The following is a 17,723-nucleotide window of genomic DNA, read 5'->3' as shown; positions in this document are numbered from 1 at the left end:
TTCCCTATGCTTGGCAAGAGAAAGGGACGGGTTTAAGCTTACCCAGTCAACGCAGTAAGAGGTTAAATGTCGTGGGTTTGATGAATCGAAACAATGACTTATCTGCTTATGTTTTTGAACGCAGTATCACCAGTGCAGTCATTCTCGCTTGTATCGATGACTTTGCTCGTCAATCTACCAAGCCAACAGTGATTGTTATGGATAAAGCCTCTATTCATACCAGTCAAATGATTCAAGAGAAATTAGAGCAGTGGAAGAACCAGCAAGTTGAGATTTTCCAGTTACCCCCTTATAGTCTCCAGTTGAACTTGATTGAAATTTTGTGGCGTTTCATGAAGTATGAGTGGATTGAACTCAATGCATATGAATCTTGGGAAAGTTTAGTCTCTTATGTTGAAAAAGTTCTTCGAGACTTTGGTTCAACTTATGTAATTAATTTTGCTTAGCTACTTATCGAAAAAGACTCTGACGGATATTTTGTCGCCTCAATTCCAAACTTGAGAGGCTGCCATACCCAATCAAAATCCCTTGATATTCTCATGGAACGAATTCAAGAGGCAGCAGAGCTATGCTTAGCATTTGAGAACACTGATTTTTAGCGTTGAGAAAGACGATCGCCTCAAAAAATGCTTTAACATGCATATATAGCTTTCCAAATAGCCAACCAAGCAAACTAGACTATGGAAAAAGTAGCAACTTATGAACAAGACTTCTTAAAATGGACACAGCAACAGGCTGAGTACCTCCAGAAAGGTCATTGGGCAGAATTGGATGTAAAAAATTTGATCGAGGAATTAGAAGCATTGGGACGTAGCGAACAAAAAGAACTCAGTAGCTATTTTCAGGTGCTAGTAATGCACTTGCTTAAATGTCAGTACCAACCTGAGAAGAGAACGCCAAGTTGGAATACCACACTTTCTAATTGCCGTGACAAAATTCAAGACTGTCTAGAAGATACTCCCAGTTTGCAAAGATTCCTTCAAGACTCAGAATGGATAGAGAAATATTATCGTCGAGCGCGGAGAGATGCGGCAAAAGAAACACAAAAATCTCTACAAGCATTTCCAACTGAATGCCCCTATACAATCTCCCAAATTCTTGATCCAGAATTTCTTGCATAATACTTAAATGAACATCGCTCTCTTTGGGACTAGTGCCGATCCGCCTAGTATTGGACATCAACAGATCTTGCAATGGCTTGATAATCATTACGATCGCGTATTGGTTTGGGTATCCGATAACCCTTTTAAAACCCATCAGGCAAGCCTTTGCGATCGCCTCAAAATGATGGAGCTAACCATCGCCGCAATTGAACCACCTGCCCATACAATTACGATCCATCCCGAACTTAGCCATCCGCGCACGATTCACACCGTTGAGCAAGCCAAACAAATTCTGCCCGATGCAAACTTTACCCTCGTTATCGGCGGCGACCTCGTCCCACAATTGCCCACATGGTATCGCGCCCAAGATTTGCTTAGCCAAGTACACCTGCTCGTCGTTCCCCGCCAAGGTGTAAGCATTGCTGCTGCTGATATTGAGCGCCTTGAGCGTATGGGGACTGAAATTGCGATCGCACCTGAGTCCACCTCGATACCTAACGTTTCTTCGTCAGACTATCGCAACAATGGCAACAGTTCAGTCATAATACCCACAGTTGCAGCATATATCCAACGAGAGTCGCTTTACGCATGGCAGACAAGTCCCGCTCCATAGCCCCCAAACCCCTAGCAGATTTTAAGGTCGGTGTCGATAACGTGATTTTTTCCGTAGATACTGAGCAGAATCGTCTATTGGTGCTACTGGTGATGCGCCACCATGAACCCTATCGTGATCGCTGGTGCTTACCGGGAACTCTTGTGCGTCAAGGCGAATCCCTTGAAGAATCCGCATATCGCATTCTTTCGGAAAAAATTCGCGCTAAAAATCTTTATCTCGAACAACTATTCACTTTTGGTGACATTGGACGCGATCCGCGCGAAGCTCCAGATAGTTATGCTGTGCGCTATCTATCCGTTAGTTACTTTGCCCTAGTTCCATTTTCTCAAGCCGAACTCATTGCCGATGGAGTCAGTGGCATTGCATGGTATCCCGTGAAGCAAGTTCCCGAACTTGCCTTCGATCACAATCGTATTCTCGAATATGGACATCGCCGACTCCGTAACAAACTTGAATATAGTCCTGTTGCCTTTGATGTCTTGCCTGAAGCCTTTACCCTTAGCGATCTTTATCAACTTTACACAACAGTCCTTGGTGAAAATTTCTCTGACTATTCTAACTTTCGTACTCGATTGCTCAAATTAGGATTTCTCAGCGATACGGGTATCAAAACCTCAAAGGGAGCAGGTCGTCCTGCCAGTCTCTACCGCTTTGACGCAGAGGCTTTTGCTCCCTTAAAGAATAAGCCCATGGTATTTATCTAGATTAGTTAGCCCATCAGCCAAAGCTAGATTGTCATGTCGCTCGCTACGCGGGCGGTATGACAATCTGGGTTAACTACTTATCCATTTTTCTCTTGAATTGCTAATTTAGGAAAGATAATCACAAAAAATCCCATCCATGCAGAAATAGGAACAGCAACTAGAACTGACAACCAAACTATCTTAAACAATAACCAACTGCCGCTAATAATGGAGATCCCTGTCAAGATGATTGACCAAGGTTGACACCACCAAGGCTTATGATTCCAAACACTATCAGGTTGTTCTAAAGTCATTTTTTAAGTTCCTATTTGGCAAGAGGTTGTGCAAAGCAAGACCTCTTTATTTTACATACGTTCTAAAACGCGAATACCGAGGAGATTTAATCCTAGTTTGAGAGTTTTAGCAGTGATGTCACAGAGACTCAAGCGTGAAATTCTTTCTGATTCTTCCGCTTGCAATACAGGGCATTGCTCGAAGAATTGATTGAATTTTTGACTGAGTTCAAAGAGATATTGACAGAGACGATTTGGGAATAACTCTTCCGCAACTGCATCGATCGCTTCGGCAAATTGCAGCAAATGCTTCGCCAAAATAATTTCAGGATCTTGGGTGAGCTTGACCGCATCAGTATTTAAACTGGCAAAATCAATCTCGCCTTTGCGCCCGATCCCTTGCACCCGCACATAGGCATACAGCATATAGGGAGCTGTATTGCCTTGCAAAGCTAGCATTTTATCAAAGCTAAAAATATAGTTGCTGGTACGATTTTGCGAGAGGTCAGCGTACTTTACTGCACCTAGTCCGACCGCTTCGGCGACATCCTGCTTAAACTCCTCCGAGGCTTCAGGATTACGGGTTTCAATATCCGCACGGGCGCGAGTAATTGCTTCTTCGAGCAGACTCTTGAGGGCGATCGTATCTCCTGATCGCGTTTTAAATTTTTTGCCATCGTCACCCATCACCAAGCCAAAGGGAACGTGGGTAGTCTGTACGTTTTCAGGAATCCAATTGGCACGTTTAGCGACTTGGAAGACTTGGGCAAAATGTCCCGATTGACCAATATCGGTCACGTAAATGATGCGGGTGGCTTTGTCTTCACGAATGCGATAACGCAGAGCCGCGAGGTCAGTAGTCGCATAGTTATAGCCACCATCGGATTTCTGGACAATTAGCGGCAAAGGTTGACCATCTTTATTGGTGAAGCCTTCTAGAAACACGCATAATGCGCCTTGATCTTCTTGCAATAAGCCTGTTTCGCGTAAGTCGGTGATTATATCTGACAAGAACTGATTATAAAAAGATTCGCCCCGTTCTTCTAATTGAATATTGAGTGCGTCATAAATCTTTTGAAATTCACGGCGCGACTGTTCACAAAGCAATTGCCATGCTAGTTTTGCTTCCGCACCTCCCGCTTGTAGTTCCACTACGGCATTACGAGAAGTTTCCTTAAAGGCTTCATTTTCATCAAAGCGTTTTTTTGCCGCACGGTAAAGTTCTACCAAGTCACCGATCGCAATTGCATCAGCTTTAGTTAAGGCATCGGGATAGACTTCGCGCAGATAGGTAATCAACATGCCAAACTGGGTTCCCCAATCGCCAACATGGTTTAGGCGCAAGACTTCATGTCCTTGAAATTCCAAAATTCGCGCAATGCTATCACCAATAATCGTTGATCGCAAATGTCCAACATGCATTTCTTTGGCAATATTTGGACTAGAAAAATCAACGATGACGCGCTCAGGCTGATCAACTTTTGCGATCGCAAGACGATCACTTTTTTGCATTTTTGCTAATTGGGTTTCCAAATAACCCAGCTTTAGTTTTAAGTTAATAAATCCTGCGCCTGCAATTGTCGGAGTCTCAAATATGTCATTGATGGAAGCATCAACTAGTAAACTCTCAATTATCTTAGCCGCGACATCTTGAGGTTTTTGTTTGAGTTTTTTAGTCAAGCCTAACGCCGCATTACATTGATAATCACCAAATTTCGCATCCTTAGAAGGTGCAACCGCAGGATCGTGATTTATATATTCTTCGCCAAAAGCATCGGCGATCGCCTTAGAGAAGCGAATTTTTAAATCGGATAGAACAGAAGTAGTCATGGGTTAATTGTCGCTTTTAGCCTAGGTTGATCAATATAACGTTTTTTACAACTCTATAGTCATGCTTGTTAGGACACAAAACTAGAAGACGAATGGCGACGCGAAGCGTCGCCATTCGTCTTCTGGGGTTTTGATTTAATGACGATAGCTAATAAAAATGGCTAGACTAGGGGAGAGCCTGATTAAAAATCAAATCTAAGCTTGTGTTTGCAAGTCTTATAGGCAAATAGTGAATTTGCGATCGCAGTGAAATTTTCAACGAAGTTTTTGACGAATGACGAATTATGACAGCAAATTTTTGGGACATTGCACGATACTTTAAACGCTATCGTCAAACTGCAATTTGGAGTATTACGGGGTCGAGTTTATTTGAAATTGTGGACTTGATCGTTCCCTATGCGGTTGGGCAAATCCTGAATGTAATCTCAGGACGAGCGCTAGATCGCGAAGTTAATGGCATCGTCACAGAGCTATTGTCTCTAGTTGGGCAAACAGTTAATCCGACCAGTTCTCTAGTTGTACTCCTGAGCTTAATCTTTGTCGTCACCGTCGTGCGTGCGCCATTACAGGTATTAGCCGCCAATAACTTCCATTGGAAAATTGCCCTCGAAACAAGGCGTGACCAAACCCAAAAAGCGATCGCCAAAATCTTAACTCTACCCATCGACTTCTACGATGAGAATAATCCCGGCCGCATCGCAGGGCGCGTCGCAAGGGGATTAGCCAATCACATGTGGTCATACCCCGAAATTGCGGGGCAGTTAATTCCTAAGTTAGTGCGGATCATCGGCATTTTTGTAATTATTTTTGCGATCGCATGGTGGATTTCTGTCTTCTTTCTAGTGTCATTTATTCTGGTGCTATGGGGCAGTCTACATAAGCTGAAGGAACTCACCAAAATCGAAGAAACCCTTGATGTCTATCAGGAAAATACCGAAAGTCGGACTTCAGAAATCATTACTAATATCAAAACCGTCAAAGCCTTTGCCAATGAAGCCAAAGAGTATAAACGCCAGAGCGATCGTCTTGTGCGTGAAGCCAAAGTATCACTGTGGGACATCCATATCGGCTATGTAAAACTAGGCATGGTACGCGATACCGTGCTAGAAGCCTGTCAATTTGTTGTCTTTGGGGCAGCCCTATTTGTCACCTTTGACGGTCGAATGTCAATCGGTCATTTCATCACCATTTCCACCTTGGCAAGCATGGCATATTCCGAAATCAGACCAATTTGCTTGCTGTCAGAAGTATTTGCCCGTCGCTATTCTTCCATGTTGCGCTTCCATGAATTCATGAAGCAAGATAATGGTCAAGATGCCGCCATCTCCTTACATCCAGACACCCCCTATCCGCAATATCACTTTGACGGCAAAGTGGAATTCCGCAATCTGATCTTTGGCTACGATCGCGATCGCCCCGTCCTAGACAAAATCCAATTCACGATTGAACCCTACGAAACCGTTGCCCTCGTTGGGCGCTCTGGCTCTGGAAAATCTACCCTCGTCAAGCTACTCTTTCGCTACTTTGACCCAGCATCGGGCGGCATTTTGATTGATGGCACTGATATCCGTGAACTGGACATCACAGGCTATCGTAAACGCCTAGCAATCGTGCATCAAGAGGTCGATATCTTCAACGGTACGCTCATGGACAACTTAACCTATGGCAACCCCAAAGCCACCTATGCTCAAGTCCAAGAAGCCTGTGCCATCGCCAGCGTTGATGAGTTTTTGCATCTGCTCCCAAGGGGCTACAATACCACTGTGGGCGAACGTGGTGTCAGGCTATCGGGCGGGCAACGTCAGCGTTTGGGCATCGCAAGGGCGTTACTGGTCAATCCTGACATCCTCATCTTTGATGAAGCAACCTCTAGCCTAGATTACGAATCAGAGCGCTCCATTCAACTTGCCATGCGCCGTATTCAGGGAACTCGTACCACCATCGTCATCGCCCACCGTCTCAGCACGGTACGTGAAGCCGATAAAATTGTGGTACTCGATCAAGGAAAGATTGTCGAAATCGGCTCACATCAGCAGCTACTCGCCCAAGGGGGCATCTATCACCGTCTCCATTCTTTGCAAGAAACAGGTGAGTTAATTTAAGCCATCGACATCAACACATTTCTCTGGAGATTAGTGTTTAAATCCTCCAAACAAAAAGTGCGTTTATCTTCGCTATCAAGTTCTATATAGTGCGTATAGCCGAGAGACTGCAATAATTGCTTGAGTTCAGCACCCGTTGCCCCTGCCGCCTTGAGACTATTAGGATGCACCTCGATGATTAATTTGGGCTTTAATGCCCGAATCATCTGCCTTGCTCCTAACAAAAATGCACATTCACTGCCTTCGACATCCAGTTTCAGGACAACCTTACCCGTAAACTTTTGCCAATCCACCAAATCATCAAAACGTCGTAGTGGAACCTTAATTACCTGATGCCGATCAATTGCGGAATGCTCTGGGAAAATGCCCGCCGAGCCAGATGTCCCAATCGGTACTAATAGTTCGATCTCGCCATCAGTATTGCCCACCGCCAGATTATAAATCTGGAACTTGCCCACCGCATTAGCGGTTAATGATTTTTCGACTGCTTTGGCGAGCCGTGGTTGTGGCTCCACCGCAAGCACAAAGCCATTCACCCCCACCAACTTACTTGCCACGATCGCAAAACTGCCATGGTTTGCCCCCACATCCAGAAATGTATCCCCCTCAGACAATAGCTGCGTGAGGATTTTGGTGTCAGCATTGGGGCTAGCAATCTCGTTAACAACTTGAAACAGGCGCATATCAATGGGATTGAGAAATACACGATATCCTGCAATGTTAAGCTCTAGATACTGCTCAGGTGAGAGTTTTTGGAAAGTTGTCGATAAAAAGCGAAATAGCTGTCTACCACCCGCCAGATATTGATAGCCTGTGAATTTAAAATATAAATTAGAGTACCAACCAAAAACACGGTACAAAAAGGGTAATTGTCTACGGAGACTAGGATCAAGAATCCATGATAGAACTGCGCGATCATAGAGCCAATCATCAGGTCGAGCGAGCTGCTGATCTGTTGTGGCTGTAGGACTTTTGATCATAAAAATTTAATTAATTCCGTAGACAAACCGATCATGAGTTTACGTCAAATCGTAGTGGCGAGTTGTCGAAAATTTGATGTTATGGCAAAAACAAACCCCCAAAGAGAGTGACTGCGCTTCGCGCCGCCACTCTCTTTGGGGGGGTACCTAATAGCTGCTATACAAATTGCGTGATTAATTCTGACTTCTCAGCGCTGCTACCTCACCGACAGATATCCCTGTGATCTGAGCAATTGCTTGATCATCAAGATTGTCGAGCATCTTTTTCGCAATTTCATAGGCTTGCTGTTGCCGTCCTTGCTCCAGCCCTTGCTCTAGCCCTTGCTCTAGCCCTTGCTCTAGCCCTTGCTCTAGCCCTTGCTCTAGCCCTTGCTCTAGCCCTTGCTCCAGCCCTTGTTGTAAACCTTGCTCTAGCCCTTTTTGCAAACCTTTTTGCAAACCTTGCTGTAAACCCTGCTCCAGCCCTTGCTGTAAACCCTGCTCCAGCCCTTGCTGGATAGCCTTGGTCACTGCGCCTTTTTGATCTTGAATGAAAATTTCACTCTTTTCTTGATCTTCTAATTCATCAAGGGTGAGATTGGCTTGATTGGCGATATAAAAAGCCTTTTTAATTTCAGGGATTGCTTCCATGGTCTCAGGCACTTTAGTTAGACTTCTCGCTCTATTTAAGAAATATAACCATTTATCGACGATGGATTCTAGCTCTGTGAGTTGTTTTTGAAATTTTGGCAGTTCTACAAAAATTAATTCAATGTCATAAATAGGATAGTCAATCAGAAAATCTTTTTCCTTGAGCACAAATTTTGAGGTGATCTTATGGAGATCAGGAAACATCACAAAATCGGTAATGGTTAGAGCTATTACGGGATTAAGTAAGTTATAGCTTTGCCCAGTGGTTAGTTGTGTGGAGTAGGATTTAGCGGCGTTATATAAAATTCGTTTTTCAAAACCTTCCACGTTCAAAACCTGCATTTCGATAATGACCGTGCGATCATCAGTTTGATCGTCTTTAATTTTTGCCTTAATATCGAGATAGGTATCTTTAACACCACGAATCTTGGGTGCTAGATAAGGATTGAGGATTTCGAGGTCTTGAATAACTGGCTGGGCATCATAAATAAGCGCATTCAAAAAGCTGATTAAGATGTCCTTGCTGTCTTCGGAGCCAAAGATTTTTTTAAACGCAAAATCTATTTTCGGATTAATGAATATCATCGCTTTTACCGAGATCGCATACCATCACAAATATATCAATAACCCTGTAATAAAACATTCATGACAGCGATCGCAGTCTTAGACAAAGTTTCGTATATCTATCCCAACTCAAAAGAGACTGTGTTAAAGGATATATCTTTAACGATTCATAAAGGCGAGTTTCTAGGCATCATTGGCGCAACAGGGGCAGGTAAAACGACATTATGTTTGGCGCTAACGGGGATTGTGCCTCAATTTTATGGTGGACGCTTTTTTGGTGCAATTACGATCGCAAATTTAGATAGTCTTGAGCATCCCGTCAGTGAATTAGCGCGTCATGTGGGGATTGTTTTTGAAGATCCTGAAGTGCAAATCACTGCAACATCGGTAGAAAATGAAATTGCGTTTGCTCTAGAAAATCTTTGCGTTCCCCGTGAGGAAATTTTGAGGCGGATTCCCATAGTTTTAAAAGCGGTGCGCCTCGAAGGTTTTGAGAAAAAGAATCCGCAAGAACTCTCTGGTGGACAAAAGCAACGCTTGGCGATCGCGGCGGCTCTTGCGCTGCAACCCGATTTACTAATTCTGGATGAACCAACTTCTCAACTCGATCCCATTGGTTCTCAAGAAGTATTTGCGACAGTCCGACAATTGAAAGAGGAACTTGGGGTTGCCATTGTGATGGTATCCCATGCTGCTGAAGAAATGGCAGAATTTTGCGATCGCATTGCTTTACTCTCAGAAGGCAAGTTGCTAGCTGTCGGTACGCCTGAGCAAATCTATGCAAGGGTTGATTTATTGCAACTAAATAAATTACGCCCTCCCGAAGTCGCCCAAGTCTTTAGCCAAATTCAGCATCAGGGAATTAATATTTCTAAGATTCCTGTTACTTTAGATGCGGGAATTGTTGTTTTAAATGAATTGCGATCGCAAATTGAATTGTCCCCACCGCCCACATTTTCTAATCCCCTTCGCCATAATCAAGCACCTATTCTCTCAGTGCAAAATCTTGCCCATACCTATGATGATGGTACAGAAGCGCTCAAAAATATCTCCCTAGATATCCATGAAGGCGAATATGTCTTGATTGTGGGACAAAATGGTGCAGGCAAAAGTACCTTCGTCAAACATTTTCTTAATTTACTCAAACCTACATCAGGGAAAGTGCTAGTCCGTGGACGCGATACGACTTCGTTATCCATCAGCGATCTTGCTCAATCAATCGGCTATCTCGCGCAAAACCCCGACAATCAAATTTTTAATACTTCTGTTGAAAAAGAAGTCAGCTTTGCTTTACCCTTTCTTGGTTACGCGCCCGATATCGTCAAACAGGAAACCGAGCGCAGTCTCAAAGCCATGAATTTATGGGAACAACGCCAGTCTCATCCTTTGTCTTTGCCCAAAGGGGAACGTGGACGGATCGTGATTGCGGCACTATTGGCGATGAATCCAGATGTCATCATTTTTGATGAACCCACCACAGGACAAGACTATCAGGGTGCATCTTCGATTTTAGAAGTCAGTCGGCGCTTACACCAAATGGGAAAAACCGTAATTGTGATTACGCATCATCTGTATCTCATGCCCGAATATGCCGATCGCACAGTTGTGATGGGCAAAGGTACGATTTTGTTAGATGCTCCCTTGCGCCAAGCCTATCATCAAACTGATCTACTAGAGTCTACTTACCTAACACCCACACAATCGGTATTGTTGTCTCAACAGCTTAGTAAAATTTGTGATCGCAATTATCCACTGATTACACCCACAGAACTGGCTAATTGTTTTACTCCATTGACAAGTGATTAAACCTAAAACCTAGAAGCTTGTGCCGTTTGCTATGCGGGCAGCACAAGCTCTGGTTCTTTTTTTTATTATGAACTACTTAACTTAGGAATCTAGAATATGAAACTCCAAACCGTTAAATATGACTCTCTATTCACGCGCTTAGATTTTCGTTCCAAATTAGTGGTGATGCTAACTGTGACAGTTCTTGCCTTTCTTTGGGAAAGCCCTATCACTGGAGGATTGTTGATGCTCAGTGTGATTGGCTCTTGTGTCATTGCTGGAGTCAGGCTCAACTACTTAGGAACAATTTTGAAGGTGATGATTCCTTTTTATATTTTCCTAATTGTCAGCATGGGCTTTTTTAATGTGGAGCAGGTCAAATTATTGACTAGCAAAGCAGAACTAACCGCGTTATTCAATCTGCCGCAGACATGGTGGCTCATTGGGGGGGCAAAAATGAGTCTAGAGGGAACTCTTTATGGATTAAATATTGTCTTCAAAACTCTAACCATGATCCTTGTCATTCCCCTAGCGATTTTCACTACCGATGTCAATCAAATGACCGTGGGTATGGTACGTGCCAAAATTCCCTACAAAGCCGTATTTATCTTTTCCTCAACCTTGAGATTCGTACCCATGTTATTAGAGGAAGTGCAATCAATCATTGAATCTCAGCGGCTCCGTGGGCTAGATTTCGAGAGAATGGGATTTTTTAAAAAAGGACAGGTGTACGCCAAGGTTGCGATTCCCTTAATTTTAAATTCTCTATCAAAGTCCCAGAAACTAGAAATAGTGCTGCAATCAAAGGGATTCTCAGGAAGTTCGCAACGCACTTATCTCCATGAATCAGCATTAAAAAGCGTCGATTATCTTTTAATGATTGGTTCTAGTATTCTTTTTGTAATTGCGATCGCAATCTACTTCATATTTGGCATTGGTAAATTTGGATGGTTAATTTATTCCTAAATCATAGCAATTGCTCCAACATCTCTATCTTTAGGACTAATTCACTGATCTATTATTTTCCCTATAATGCAAACACATATATTTAGATATGTGTTTGCATAGTCAGGCAAATTTTAAGGTTTACAGCATTAAAAATCAGACTGCATGAGGCAGTCTTGGGCTATAGAAAACTAAAATTTAACTTGTAAGGAGAATTTATGATCGAGTTTGTGGGGAAATCCAGAAAGCTTTTATTTGGCTTGTTTTTGAGTTTTGTCACTGCCTTTTTTGCTATTAGTACCGCTACGCCTTCTCAGGCAATTAATGCTAATCCTAATTCTATCGGGCCAGTTTTGGGGGAAAATCAAGTTAGCCTGATTAATTATCAGAAAATGGCGGAAGCAGAACTAATTGCCGAAAACCGCACTTTGTTAAGTCAAGCGATTACCTTTAATAGATTTGCCGCCATTTTGTCGGGAGATGAAATTTACCCTAAGTCCGTTGACACCAAAGCGGCAGGTGTAGTTGGTGCAGCTTTGAGTGGCAATCGTCTCATTGTCCGTGGCGGTTTCCGTGATTTGAGCGCTCCGTTACGTGACTACGCTACCGATCCTCTCGATCCTCCTAATCCGAATATTACATCGGGTGTGCATATTCACCGTGGTATGCCAACTCAAAATGGTCCCTTTCAGTATGCTTTGCAAGTAGCAATCAATCCAGACGGCTTAAGCGGTAATGTCAAGGGTGAATATACTCTAAATGACGAACAACTCCAAGCTCTTAATAGTGGCTCACTATACGTTGACATCCATACTAAAGGTTTTCGGGCTGGTGAACTACGGGGTGTCTTGAAAGCTCAGCAATAAAACACCAAAAAGATGATTGAAAGAGCGGCTTTGCCGTTCTTTCAATCATCTTTTTTTATGCGTGAATTTAACCAACCATGTAATCGTTAAAAACAGGAGACAAAAACATAAAGCTGTAATTGATTCTTCAATTTTAGGCGACACAAATACGAAAAATCCTTTGTCTTTGATTAAACTAGAAAAACTAGAAACACAAAAAGGCATGAGATATAGTCTAAATATTTGCCAATAATCTGGGGCTTGAGATTTTCCAGAACTGACGCTCAAGACTAATCCTGTCCCGATTACTGCACTGATGCCGATCGCATTAATCCATATCTTCGGCGAATTATCAAAATAGAGCGTAACTATTACTAAGTACCAAATTAAATAGCACCAGAGAATAGCCTTGCCTAACTTAAGATGGCAAAGATATCGAATTAACGATTTCCACCATTTCATTTTGATTACAATCCACTCACAGCACGCTCGAGATTAGCGCGTGACTGGTTGTACCCAATAATCGCTTGTACCCGATTAACATCGGCACGGGTTAGATCGGATTCCGCAGTGATCACCTCAAGCTGTGTGCCAACACCCGCATCAAGACGCAAACGCGCTAGCCGTAGAGCTTCTTCCGCCTGTTTCACGGCAACTGTTGCCGTTTCAATTTGTTGAAAACGCGATCGCTGATTGATGTAAGACTCTTCTACATCAAAGCGGGCTTGGCGTGCAGCTTGCTCAAAACGAGTTTCTGCAATAGCTTGATCGGCTTTAAATTGATCAACCTGTGCAGCAGCTCTGCCTCCATCGTATAGTTGCCAATCTAACCTTGCCCCAACTTGATAGCCAGTACCAATACCGCCACCACGCACAAAGTCAGAGGCTGTGTTGAAATTGGCAAATACACTCACTTGAGGTCCCAATCTGGCTAACGATGTACTAGCCCGATCGCGAGACACTTCGCGTTCTAACTTACGAATATCTAGTTCAGCACGATTTCGCACTGCTAATACAATCGACTCTTCTATAGACAACTTCCATTCTTCGACGGGTGCAACTTTATCCGCTGCCGTAATTTCGACCGTAGTTGGGAAGTTAAGTTGCCTAGATAATTCACGTCTTGCTACCAGTTGGGCGGCTTCGGCATTGAGTAAATCCTGTTTGGCATTAGCCAGTTGGACATCAGATTGCAACACATCAAACTTAGTCCCAACTCCCGCTCTTTCTCTCGCCTGAGTATCCTTTAAACTCTTTTCGGCATTTTCGACAGCTTTGAGTTGAATCCGAATCGTTTCATCGGCATTCTGTAAATTGTAGTAGGCTGTAACAATACTCAATCGAATGGCTTGTCTAGCCCTATTGAGTTCTGACTCAGCGATGCGTAAGTTGTTTTCGGCAACGCGAATGGTGGCATCATTCACGCCAGAATCGAAGACATTGTAATTGATGCCCAATGTGCCTGTGAGCGGGTTGCTGGTGGTGTTACTTACAGGCACATTATTGTTAATACTACTAAGTCTCGCTTGAGCAGAGTCACTGTAGCTATACTGCACTGAACCTGTGACTGTGGGCGCTCTCCCTGCTTCAGCTTCTCTTAGGGCAGCACGGGCGCGATCGATACTAATTCTTGCTTGAATCCAGTCCGAGTTGGTACGCTCGACCAATTCCAGAATTTCGGCAAGGGTGACTGGTTTGGTGGCATCTAGCTTAACTTGACTAGGCGTAGTGGGGACAACTAGGGGCTGCACAGGATCAAGCTGTCCAGAATTGCTCACTCCTGAGCTAGGAAGCACTCTTGCAGGCTCAGTGGAGGAACTAATTTTTTGGGGGATCGGTGAATTCTGAGAACTGTCAACTGACTGTGTTTCTAATGATGTCTCTGTTGACTTGGTAATTTCTATTTCTACCTGCTGCGGTGGATCTCCAGCGGATTCTTTTGGCAATAGAATCTCTGCACTCGCGACCTGAGTATTTGTGTCAGGTTCTAAAACGATGTTAGTAAGAGGGCGTAAAGCGATCGTAAATTCTTGAGCATTGGCTGTCCAAGCTGGAATCAGAAGCGATAAACTCGCACCAAGCGTCAACCAACTGGAAGAAATTCGCATAATCTTAGTCCGTCACTCCTCACATTTACACAGCAAGTCAATATATCTTAACTAAAGCATATTCTGATAGTGCTGATACTACAATCATCATGCTATTGGGTAGATCTAAAAATTATCTATGACCATTTATGGGTAGTCTACTATATTGCGATTAAATGTAATATGCCGCAGCCTGTCCTAATTTAGCTCAGTATGCTCAGTATATTTAAAGTCAAAACAAGCGCTAATATATCGACATTACTAAATAAATTGAATATTACGAATATCACAATGAAGATTCTCACATCAGTAGCGACTCCGCAGACATGGCATGGTGATGCAATTGCGATCGCAGTTTTTGCTAATCCTAAAAACAGTAATGGGCAAGTAGAAGGGCAAAGTGAAAAATCTTTTGTGCTATCGGAATCCCTCAAAAACTTGGATATTCAGGTATTGGGCTGCACTTTAACCGATCTGATTACGGAGTCTGAGTTTAAGGCTGAGGTTAATGCATCGGTTAGCGGTCGAGTGGGCATTGACTACGCCATTCGCAAAGTAATTTTAATTGGGCTAGGGGAACCTGCCAAAGCGACTCTGGACGATTGGCGCAAAGCTGCTGCCGCCGCCGTGAAATGGGCGAGTAAAGAGAAAGTAAAAAACCTTGCCTTATCTTTCCCTGACTATAACCAAGATGTAAATCTGACTTCTCAGGCAATCGCTGAGGGAATTCTATTGGCTGCCCATAAAGATAAGCGCTTTAAGTCTAAAGATCCTCAGCCTTCATTACTAGAGCAGGTAGAAATCTTAGAAACTGATCCTGAAATTGCCAATCCTGCGATCGCAAAAGCACAACAGATTATCGATGGTGTGGTGTTGGCTCGGGAATTAGTATCAGCTCCTGCCAATATCGTTACACCAGTGACGCTAGCCGAGACTGCCGTTGAGATCGCAACTGAGTCAACATACTTCACGGCAAAAATTCTCGAACAAGCTGATTGTGAAGCTCTGAATATGGGTGCATTTCTCAGTGTGGCAAGGGCTTCGGATATTCCGCCTAAGTTTATTCACCTCACCTATAGCAATGGCACACCCAAGCGCAAATTAGCGATCGTCGGTAAGGGTTTGACCTTTGACTCTGGTGGCTTAAATCTCAAAACGGGTGTTGGTAGCAGCATTGAGTTAATGAAAACGGATATGGGTGGTGCGGCGGCAGCCCTTGGTGCGGCTAAGGCGATCGCTAAACTAGAACCCTCTGATATTGAGGTGCATTTCATCATTGCTACTTGCGAAAATATGGTCAACGGTAGTGCCATGCGGCCGGGGGATATCCTCACTGCATCCAATGGTAAAACGATTGAGGTGAATAATACTGATGCCGAAGGTCGTCTCACCCTTGCCGATGCCCTTGTTTATACCGATAAGTTGGGTGTTGATGCGATTGTTGATCTTGCCACGCTGACGGGTGCTTGTGTTGTGGCTTTGGGTGAAGATATTGCAGGTATGTGGTCGATTGATGATGATTTGGCAACTGCGATCGCAACTGCTGCCAAAGATGCTGGCGAAAAGTTCTGGCGGATGCCCCTCGAAGATCCATATTTTGATCAATTAAAGTCAGTGGTGGCGGATTTTAAAAATACTGGTTCACGTGCTGGTGGTGCAATTACGGGTGCTTTATTCCTCAAGCAGTTTGTGGAAAACACTAAGGCCTGGGCGCACCTTGATGTGGCGGGGCCAGTCTGGACTGAACGCGAGTCTGGTTATAACAATGCTGGCGGTACTGGTTTTGCGGTCAGAACTTTGGTGAATTTAATCACAGGTTAATTCTTCTTAGCGCTCATAAGCTCAAAAAAAAGCCTTGGTAAAATTACCAAGGCTTTTTAATGGAGTGTAATTGAGGGAGTAGAAAGTTAGTTAAACCTATTGAGGTTTGATTTGGTTACTGTCTAGAACTTTTGAGGTTTCTGGCCCAGCTTGATAGGTATATCCCCAAGTTGCATCTTGGCTATCATCAATGATGCGTGGAGTCACAATGACAACAACTTCACTGCGAATATTGGTTGTCTCAGATCTTCGGAACAAAGCACCAATGATAGGTAAGTCACCCAAAATAGGTACTTTGGTTGTAGACTCCCTATCGCTATCTTGAATTACTCCAGACAAGATAAAGGTTTGACCGTCACGCAAGCGAATTTTCCCAGAGTTAAGAGTTCTTTCTGCTAAGAAGACTGTGACACTATCATCAGGGTTGGTAATCTGCCCTGAAATTGCAGACACGGTAGGAGAAATAGATAAGTTAACAAAGCCGTTGTCGTCAATTCGGTCTATTTGAACATTTAATGTTAGTCCAGCTTTTTTTGTAATAGGTTCAACGGTGGTCGTACTACTACTAGCAGTTGTGGTGCTGGTTGCAGTGCTACTGGTTTTTGTTGTAAAACCACCAGGTACTTCTTGTGTCAGGGCAACAGTTGCAGTCTCTCCCTCTTGAACGGTCAAGTTAGGATCTGTCAATACCTTCCCTGTACCATTTGTAATTGCCGCCGAAAGTGTTGCAATTAGATTAGTTGGTAATGCCAGAGGTTGACCACTCTCAAGACGAATACCTATTGCTTGATTCCCAGTATTTAAAATAGATGGATTTCCACCTGTTAAAGAAAGTCCTCCAGAGACAGTCTGACCGTTACTAAGACTAACCTCAATAACACGCACATTAATATTCACCTGTCGTTTACGCAGGTCTAATCTTGCAAGTTGAGCTTCAGCATACTCTATTTGTCTTGGGGAGCCAACCAAAGTTACCGAGTTAGAACGCTCTTCAGCAATAACCTGTAAGCCTTTGAGTAATGGAGTTGCACCAGATTCTGGAGTAATTGCAATTGTCTCAAGAGTGGGCGTGGATTCAGTAGTTACGTTAACAATTGTTTGAGAAGCAGTGCCAATCTGAGCAGTCTGTACCCCTGGAATTGCTCTTTGGCGATTGACTACACGAGAAGCTCCTAAACCAATCAAGTAAGAAGATGCTTCACCTACAGAGATTTGGTTAAGTCGATAGCTTTTAGTGATCAGGTTTTTGAGCGTGACGGGAAGTTTAGTCGCCACAAAAACTGTGTTACCTATGCGATTTGCTTCTAAACCAGAAATTCTCAAAACATTATTAAACACCAGAAGTGTTGAACGATAAGAAATAACTAGAAAAAATCGCTTCTAATTTAGTAAACTAGAAACGACAAATTAAAAAATATTGTTAATGATGCTATCTAACT

General features: G+C 43.4%; 16 protein-coding genes. 9 read left to right on the top strand and 7 right to left on the bottom strand.

Annotated elements, in window-relative coordinates:
- The 4 genes from H6F41_RS17040 to H6F41_RS17025 all read left to right on the top strand — a co-directional run.
- On the top strand, window positions 1-446 hold a 446-nt coding region (locus H6F41_RS17040; protein WP_190404668.1), incomplete at its 5' end, for an IS630 family transposase.
- Between the two features lie 234 nt (window positions 447-680).
- The gene (locus H6F41_RS17035; protein WP_190404667.1) at window positions 681-1,121 is read left to right on the top strand and encodes a DUF29 domain-containing protein; all 441 of its coding nucleotides are present in this window, start codon (window positions 681-683) and stop codon (window positions 1,119-1,121) included.
- A gap of 7 nt (window positions 1,122-1,128) precedes the next feature.
- Window positions 1,129-1,716 (top strand): nicotinate-nucleotide adenylyltransferase, encoded by a 588-nt coding sequence (locus H6F41_RS17030; protein WP_190404666.1) that lies wholly within the window; start codon window positions 1,129-1,131, stop codon window positions 1,714-1,716.
- Window positions 1,692-2,423, top strand: a complete 732-nt coding sequence (locus H6F41_RS17025; RefSeq protein ID WP_190404665.1) for an NUDIX hydrolase — start codon at window positions 1,692-1,694, stop codon at window positions 2,421-2,423. Before H6F41_RS17030 ends, H6F41_RS17025 begins: the two co-directional genes overlap by 25 nt.
- A gap of 77 nt (window positions 2,424-2,500) precedes the next feature.
- Here H6F41_RS17025 and H6F41_RS17020 read toward each other — a convergent pair whose 3' ends face one another.
- The gene (locus tag H6F41_RS17020; RefSeq protein WP_190404664.1) at window positions 2,501-2,716 is read right to left on the bottom strand and encodes a DUF6737 family protein; all 216 of its coding nucleotides are present in this window, start codon (window positions 2,714-2,716) and stop codon (window positions 2,501-2,503) included.
- A 51-nt stretch (window positions 2,717-2,767) separates the two neighbouring features.
- Entirely contained in the window at window positions 2,768-4,525 is a 1,758-nt protein-coding gene (argS, locus tag H6F41_RS17015) for an arginine--tRNA ligase (RefSeq protein ID WP_190404663.1), read from the bottom strand.
- Between the two features lie 284 nt (window positions 4,526-4,809).
- Between argS and H6F41_RS17010 the strand changes: the two genes are divergently transcribed.
- Window positions 4,810-6,627, top strand: a complete 1,818-nt coding sequence (locus H6F41_RS17010) for an ABC transporter ATP-binding protein (RefSeq protein ID WP_190404662.1) — start codon at window positions 4,810-4,812, stop codon at window positions 6,625-6,627.
- Here the strand turns inward: H6F41_RS17010 and H6F41_RS17005 are convergent.
- Window positions 6,624-7,607: an FkbM family methyltransferase gene (locus tag H6F41_RS17005; protein WP_190404661.1), complete on the bottom strand. Its 984-nt coding sequence runs from the start codon at window positions 7,605-7,607 to the stop codon at window positions 6,624-6,626. The genes H6F41_RS17010 and H6F41_RS17005 overlap by 4 nt on opposite strands.
- A 174-nt stretch (window positions 7,608-7,781) precedes the next feature.
- Window positions 7,782-8,822 (bottom strand): Rpn family recombination-promoting nuclease/putative transposase, encoded by a 1,041-nt coding sequence (locus H6F41_RS17000; protein ID WP_190404660.1) that lies wholly within the window; start codon window positions 8,820-8,822, stop codon window positions 7,782-7,784.
- A gap of 60 nt (window positions 8,823-8,882) precedes the next feature.
- Here H6F41_RS17000 and H6F41_RS16995 point away from each other — a divergent pair, with 60 nt between their 5' ends.
- From H6F41_RS16995 to H6F41_RS16985, 3 genes are all read left to right on the top strand, one after another.
- On the top strand, window positions 8,883-10,607 hold the full coding sequence (locus H6F41_RS16995; protein ID WP_190404659.1) for an ABC transporter ATP-binding protein: 1,725 nt from the start codon (window positions 8,883-8,885) through the stop codon (window positions 10,605-10,607).
- 96 nt (window positions 10,608-10,703) lie between these two features.
- Entirely contained in the window at window positions 10,704-11,552 is an 849-nt protein-coding gene (locus H6F41_RS16990) for an energy-coupling factor transporter transmembrane component T family protein (protein WP_190404658.1), read from the top strand.
- A 197-nt stretch (window positions 11,553-11,749) separates the two neighbouring features.
- Window positions 11,750-12,397, top strand: a complete 648-nt coding sequence (locus H6F41_RS16985; protein ID WP_190404657.1) for a CHRD domain-containing protein — start codon at window positions 11,750-11,752, stop codon at window positions 12,395-12,397.
- 45 nt (window positions 12,398-12,442) lie between these two features.
- On the opposite strand, the gene H6F41_RS16980 is transcribed toward H6F41_RS16985, so the two are convergent.
- Together H6F41_RS16980 and H6F41_RS16975 are read right to left on the bottom strand one after the other, a co-directional pair.
- Complete coding sequence (locus H6F41_RS16980) at window positions 12,443-12,838, bottom strand: hypothetical protein (RefSeq protein ID WP_190404656.1); 396 nt, start codon at window positions 12,836-12,838, stop codon at window positions 12,443-12,445.
- Window positions 12,839-12,843: 5 nt separating this feature from the next.
- The gene (locus H6F41_RS16975; protein WP_190404655.1) at window positions 12,844-14,484 is read right to left on the bottom strand and encodes a TolC family protein; all 1,641 of its coding nucleotides are present in this window, start codon (window positions 14,482-14,484) and stop codon (window positions 12,844-12,846) included.
- A 270-nt stretch (window positions 14,485-14,754) separates the two neighbouring features.
- Between H6F41_RS16975 and H6F41_RS16970 the strand changes: the two genes are divergently transcribed.
- Window positions 14,755-16,284 (top strand): leucyl aminopeptidase, encoded by a 1,530-nt coding sequence (locus tag H6F41_RS16970; RefSeq protein ID WP_190404654.1) that lies wholly within the window; start codon window positions 14,755-14,757, stop codon window positions 16,282-16,284.
- Window positions 16,285-16,380: 96 nt separating this feature from the next.
- Here H6F41_RS16970 and H6F41_RS16965 read toward each other — a convergent pair whose 3' ends face one another.
- Window positions 16,381-17,622 (bottom strand): type II secretion system protein GspD, encoded by a 1,242-nt coding sequence (locus tag H6F41_RS16965; protein ID WP_190404653.1) that lies wholly within the window; start codon window positions 17,620-17,622, stop codon window positions 16,381-16,383.
- Window positions 17,623-17,723 lie beyond the last annotated feature (101 nt).

Source organism: Pseudanabaena mucicola FACHB-723 (assembly GCF_014696385.1).
GTDB lineage: Bacteria > Cyanobacteriota > Cyanobacteriia > Pseudanabaenales > Pseudanabaenaceae > Pseudanabaena.
The sequence above is the reverse complement of the archived record's forward strand: the minus strand, read 5'-3'. Positions and strand labels throughout refer to the sequence as shown.

What these genes read in the sequence shown, in the direction of transcription:
- H6F41_RS17035 (WP_190404667.1), top strand. Translation starts at nt 681, where the DNA reads ATGGAAAAAGTAGCAACTTATGAACAAGACTTCTTAAAATGGACACAG.
- H6F41_RS17030 (WP_190404666.1), top strand. Translation starts at nt 1,129, where the DNA reads ATGAACATCGCTCTCTTTGGGACTAGTGCCGATCCGCCTAGTATTGGA.
- H6F41_RS17025 (WP_190404665.1), top strand. Translation starts at nt 1,692, where the DNA reads ATGGCAGACAAGTCCCGCTCCATAGCCCCCAAACCCCTAGCAGATTTT.
- H6F41_RS17020 (WP_190404664.1), bottom strand. Translation starts at nt 2,716, where the DNA reads ATGACTTTAGAACAACCTGATAGTGTTTGGAATCATAAGCCTTGGTGG.
- argS (WP_190404663.1), bottom strand. Translation starts at nt 4,525, where the DNA reads ATGACTACTTCTGTTCTATCCGATTTAAAAATTCGCTTCTCTAAGGCG.
- H6F41_RS17010 (WP_190404662.1), top strand. Translation starts at nt 4,810, where the DNA reads ATGACAGCAAATTTTTGGGACATTGCACGATACTTTAAACGCTATCGT.
- H6F41_RS17005 (WP_190404661.1), bottom strand. Translation starts at nt 7,607, where the DNA reads ATGATCAAAAGTCCTACAGCCACAACAGATCAGCAGCTCGCTCGACCT.
- H6F41_RS17000 (WP_190404660.1), bottom strand. Translation starts at nt 8,822, where the DNA reads ATGATATTCATTAATCCGAAAATAGATTTTGCGTTTAAAAAAATCTTT.
- H6F41_RS16995 (WP_190404659.1), top strand. Translation starts at nt 8,883, where the DNA reads ATGACAGCGATCGCAGTCTTAGACAAAGTTTCGTATATCTATCCCAAC.
- H6F41_RS16990 (WP_190404658.1), top strand. Translation starts at nt 10,704, where the DNA reads ATGAAACTCCAAACCGTTAAATATGACTCTCTATTCACGCGCTTAGAT.
- H6F41_RS16985 (WP_190404657.1), top strand. Translation starts at nt 11,750, where the DNA reads ATGATCGAGTTTGTGGGGAAATCCAGAAAGCTTTTATTTGGCTTGTTT.
- H6F41_RS16980 (WP_190404656.1), bottom strand. Translation starts at nt 12,838, where the DNA reads ATGAAATGGTGGAAATCGTTAATTCGATATCTTTGCCATCTTAAGTTA.
- H6F41_RS16975 (WP_190404655.1), bottom strand. Translation starts at nt 14,484, where the DNA reads ATGCGAATTTCTTCCAGTTGGTTGACGCTTGGTGCGAGTTTATCGCTT.
- H6F41_RS16970 (WP_190404654.1), top strand. Translation starts at nt 14,755, where the DNA reads ATGAAGATTCTCACATCAGTAGCGACTCCGCAGACATGGCATGGTGAT.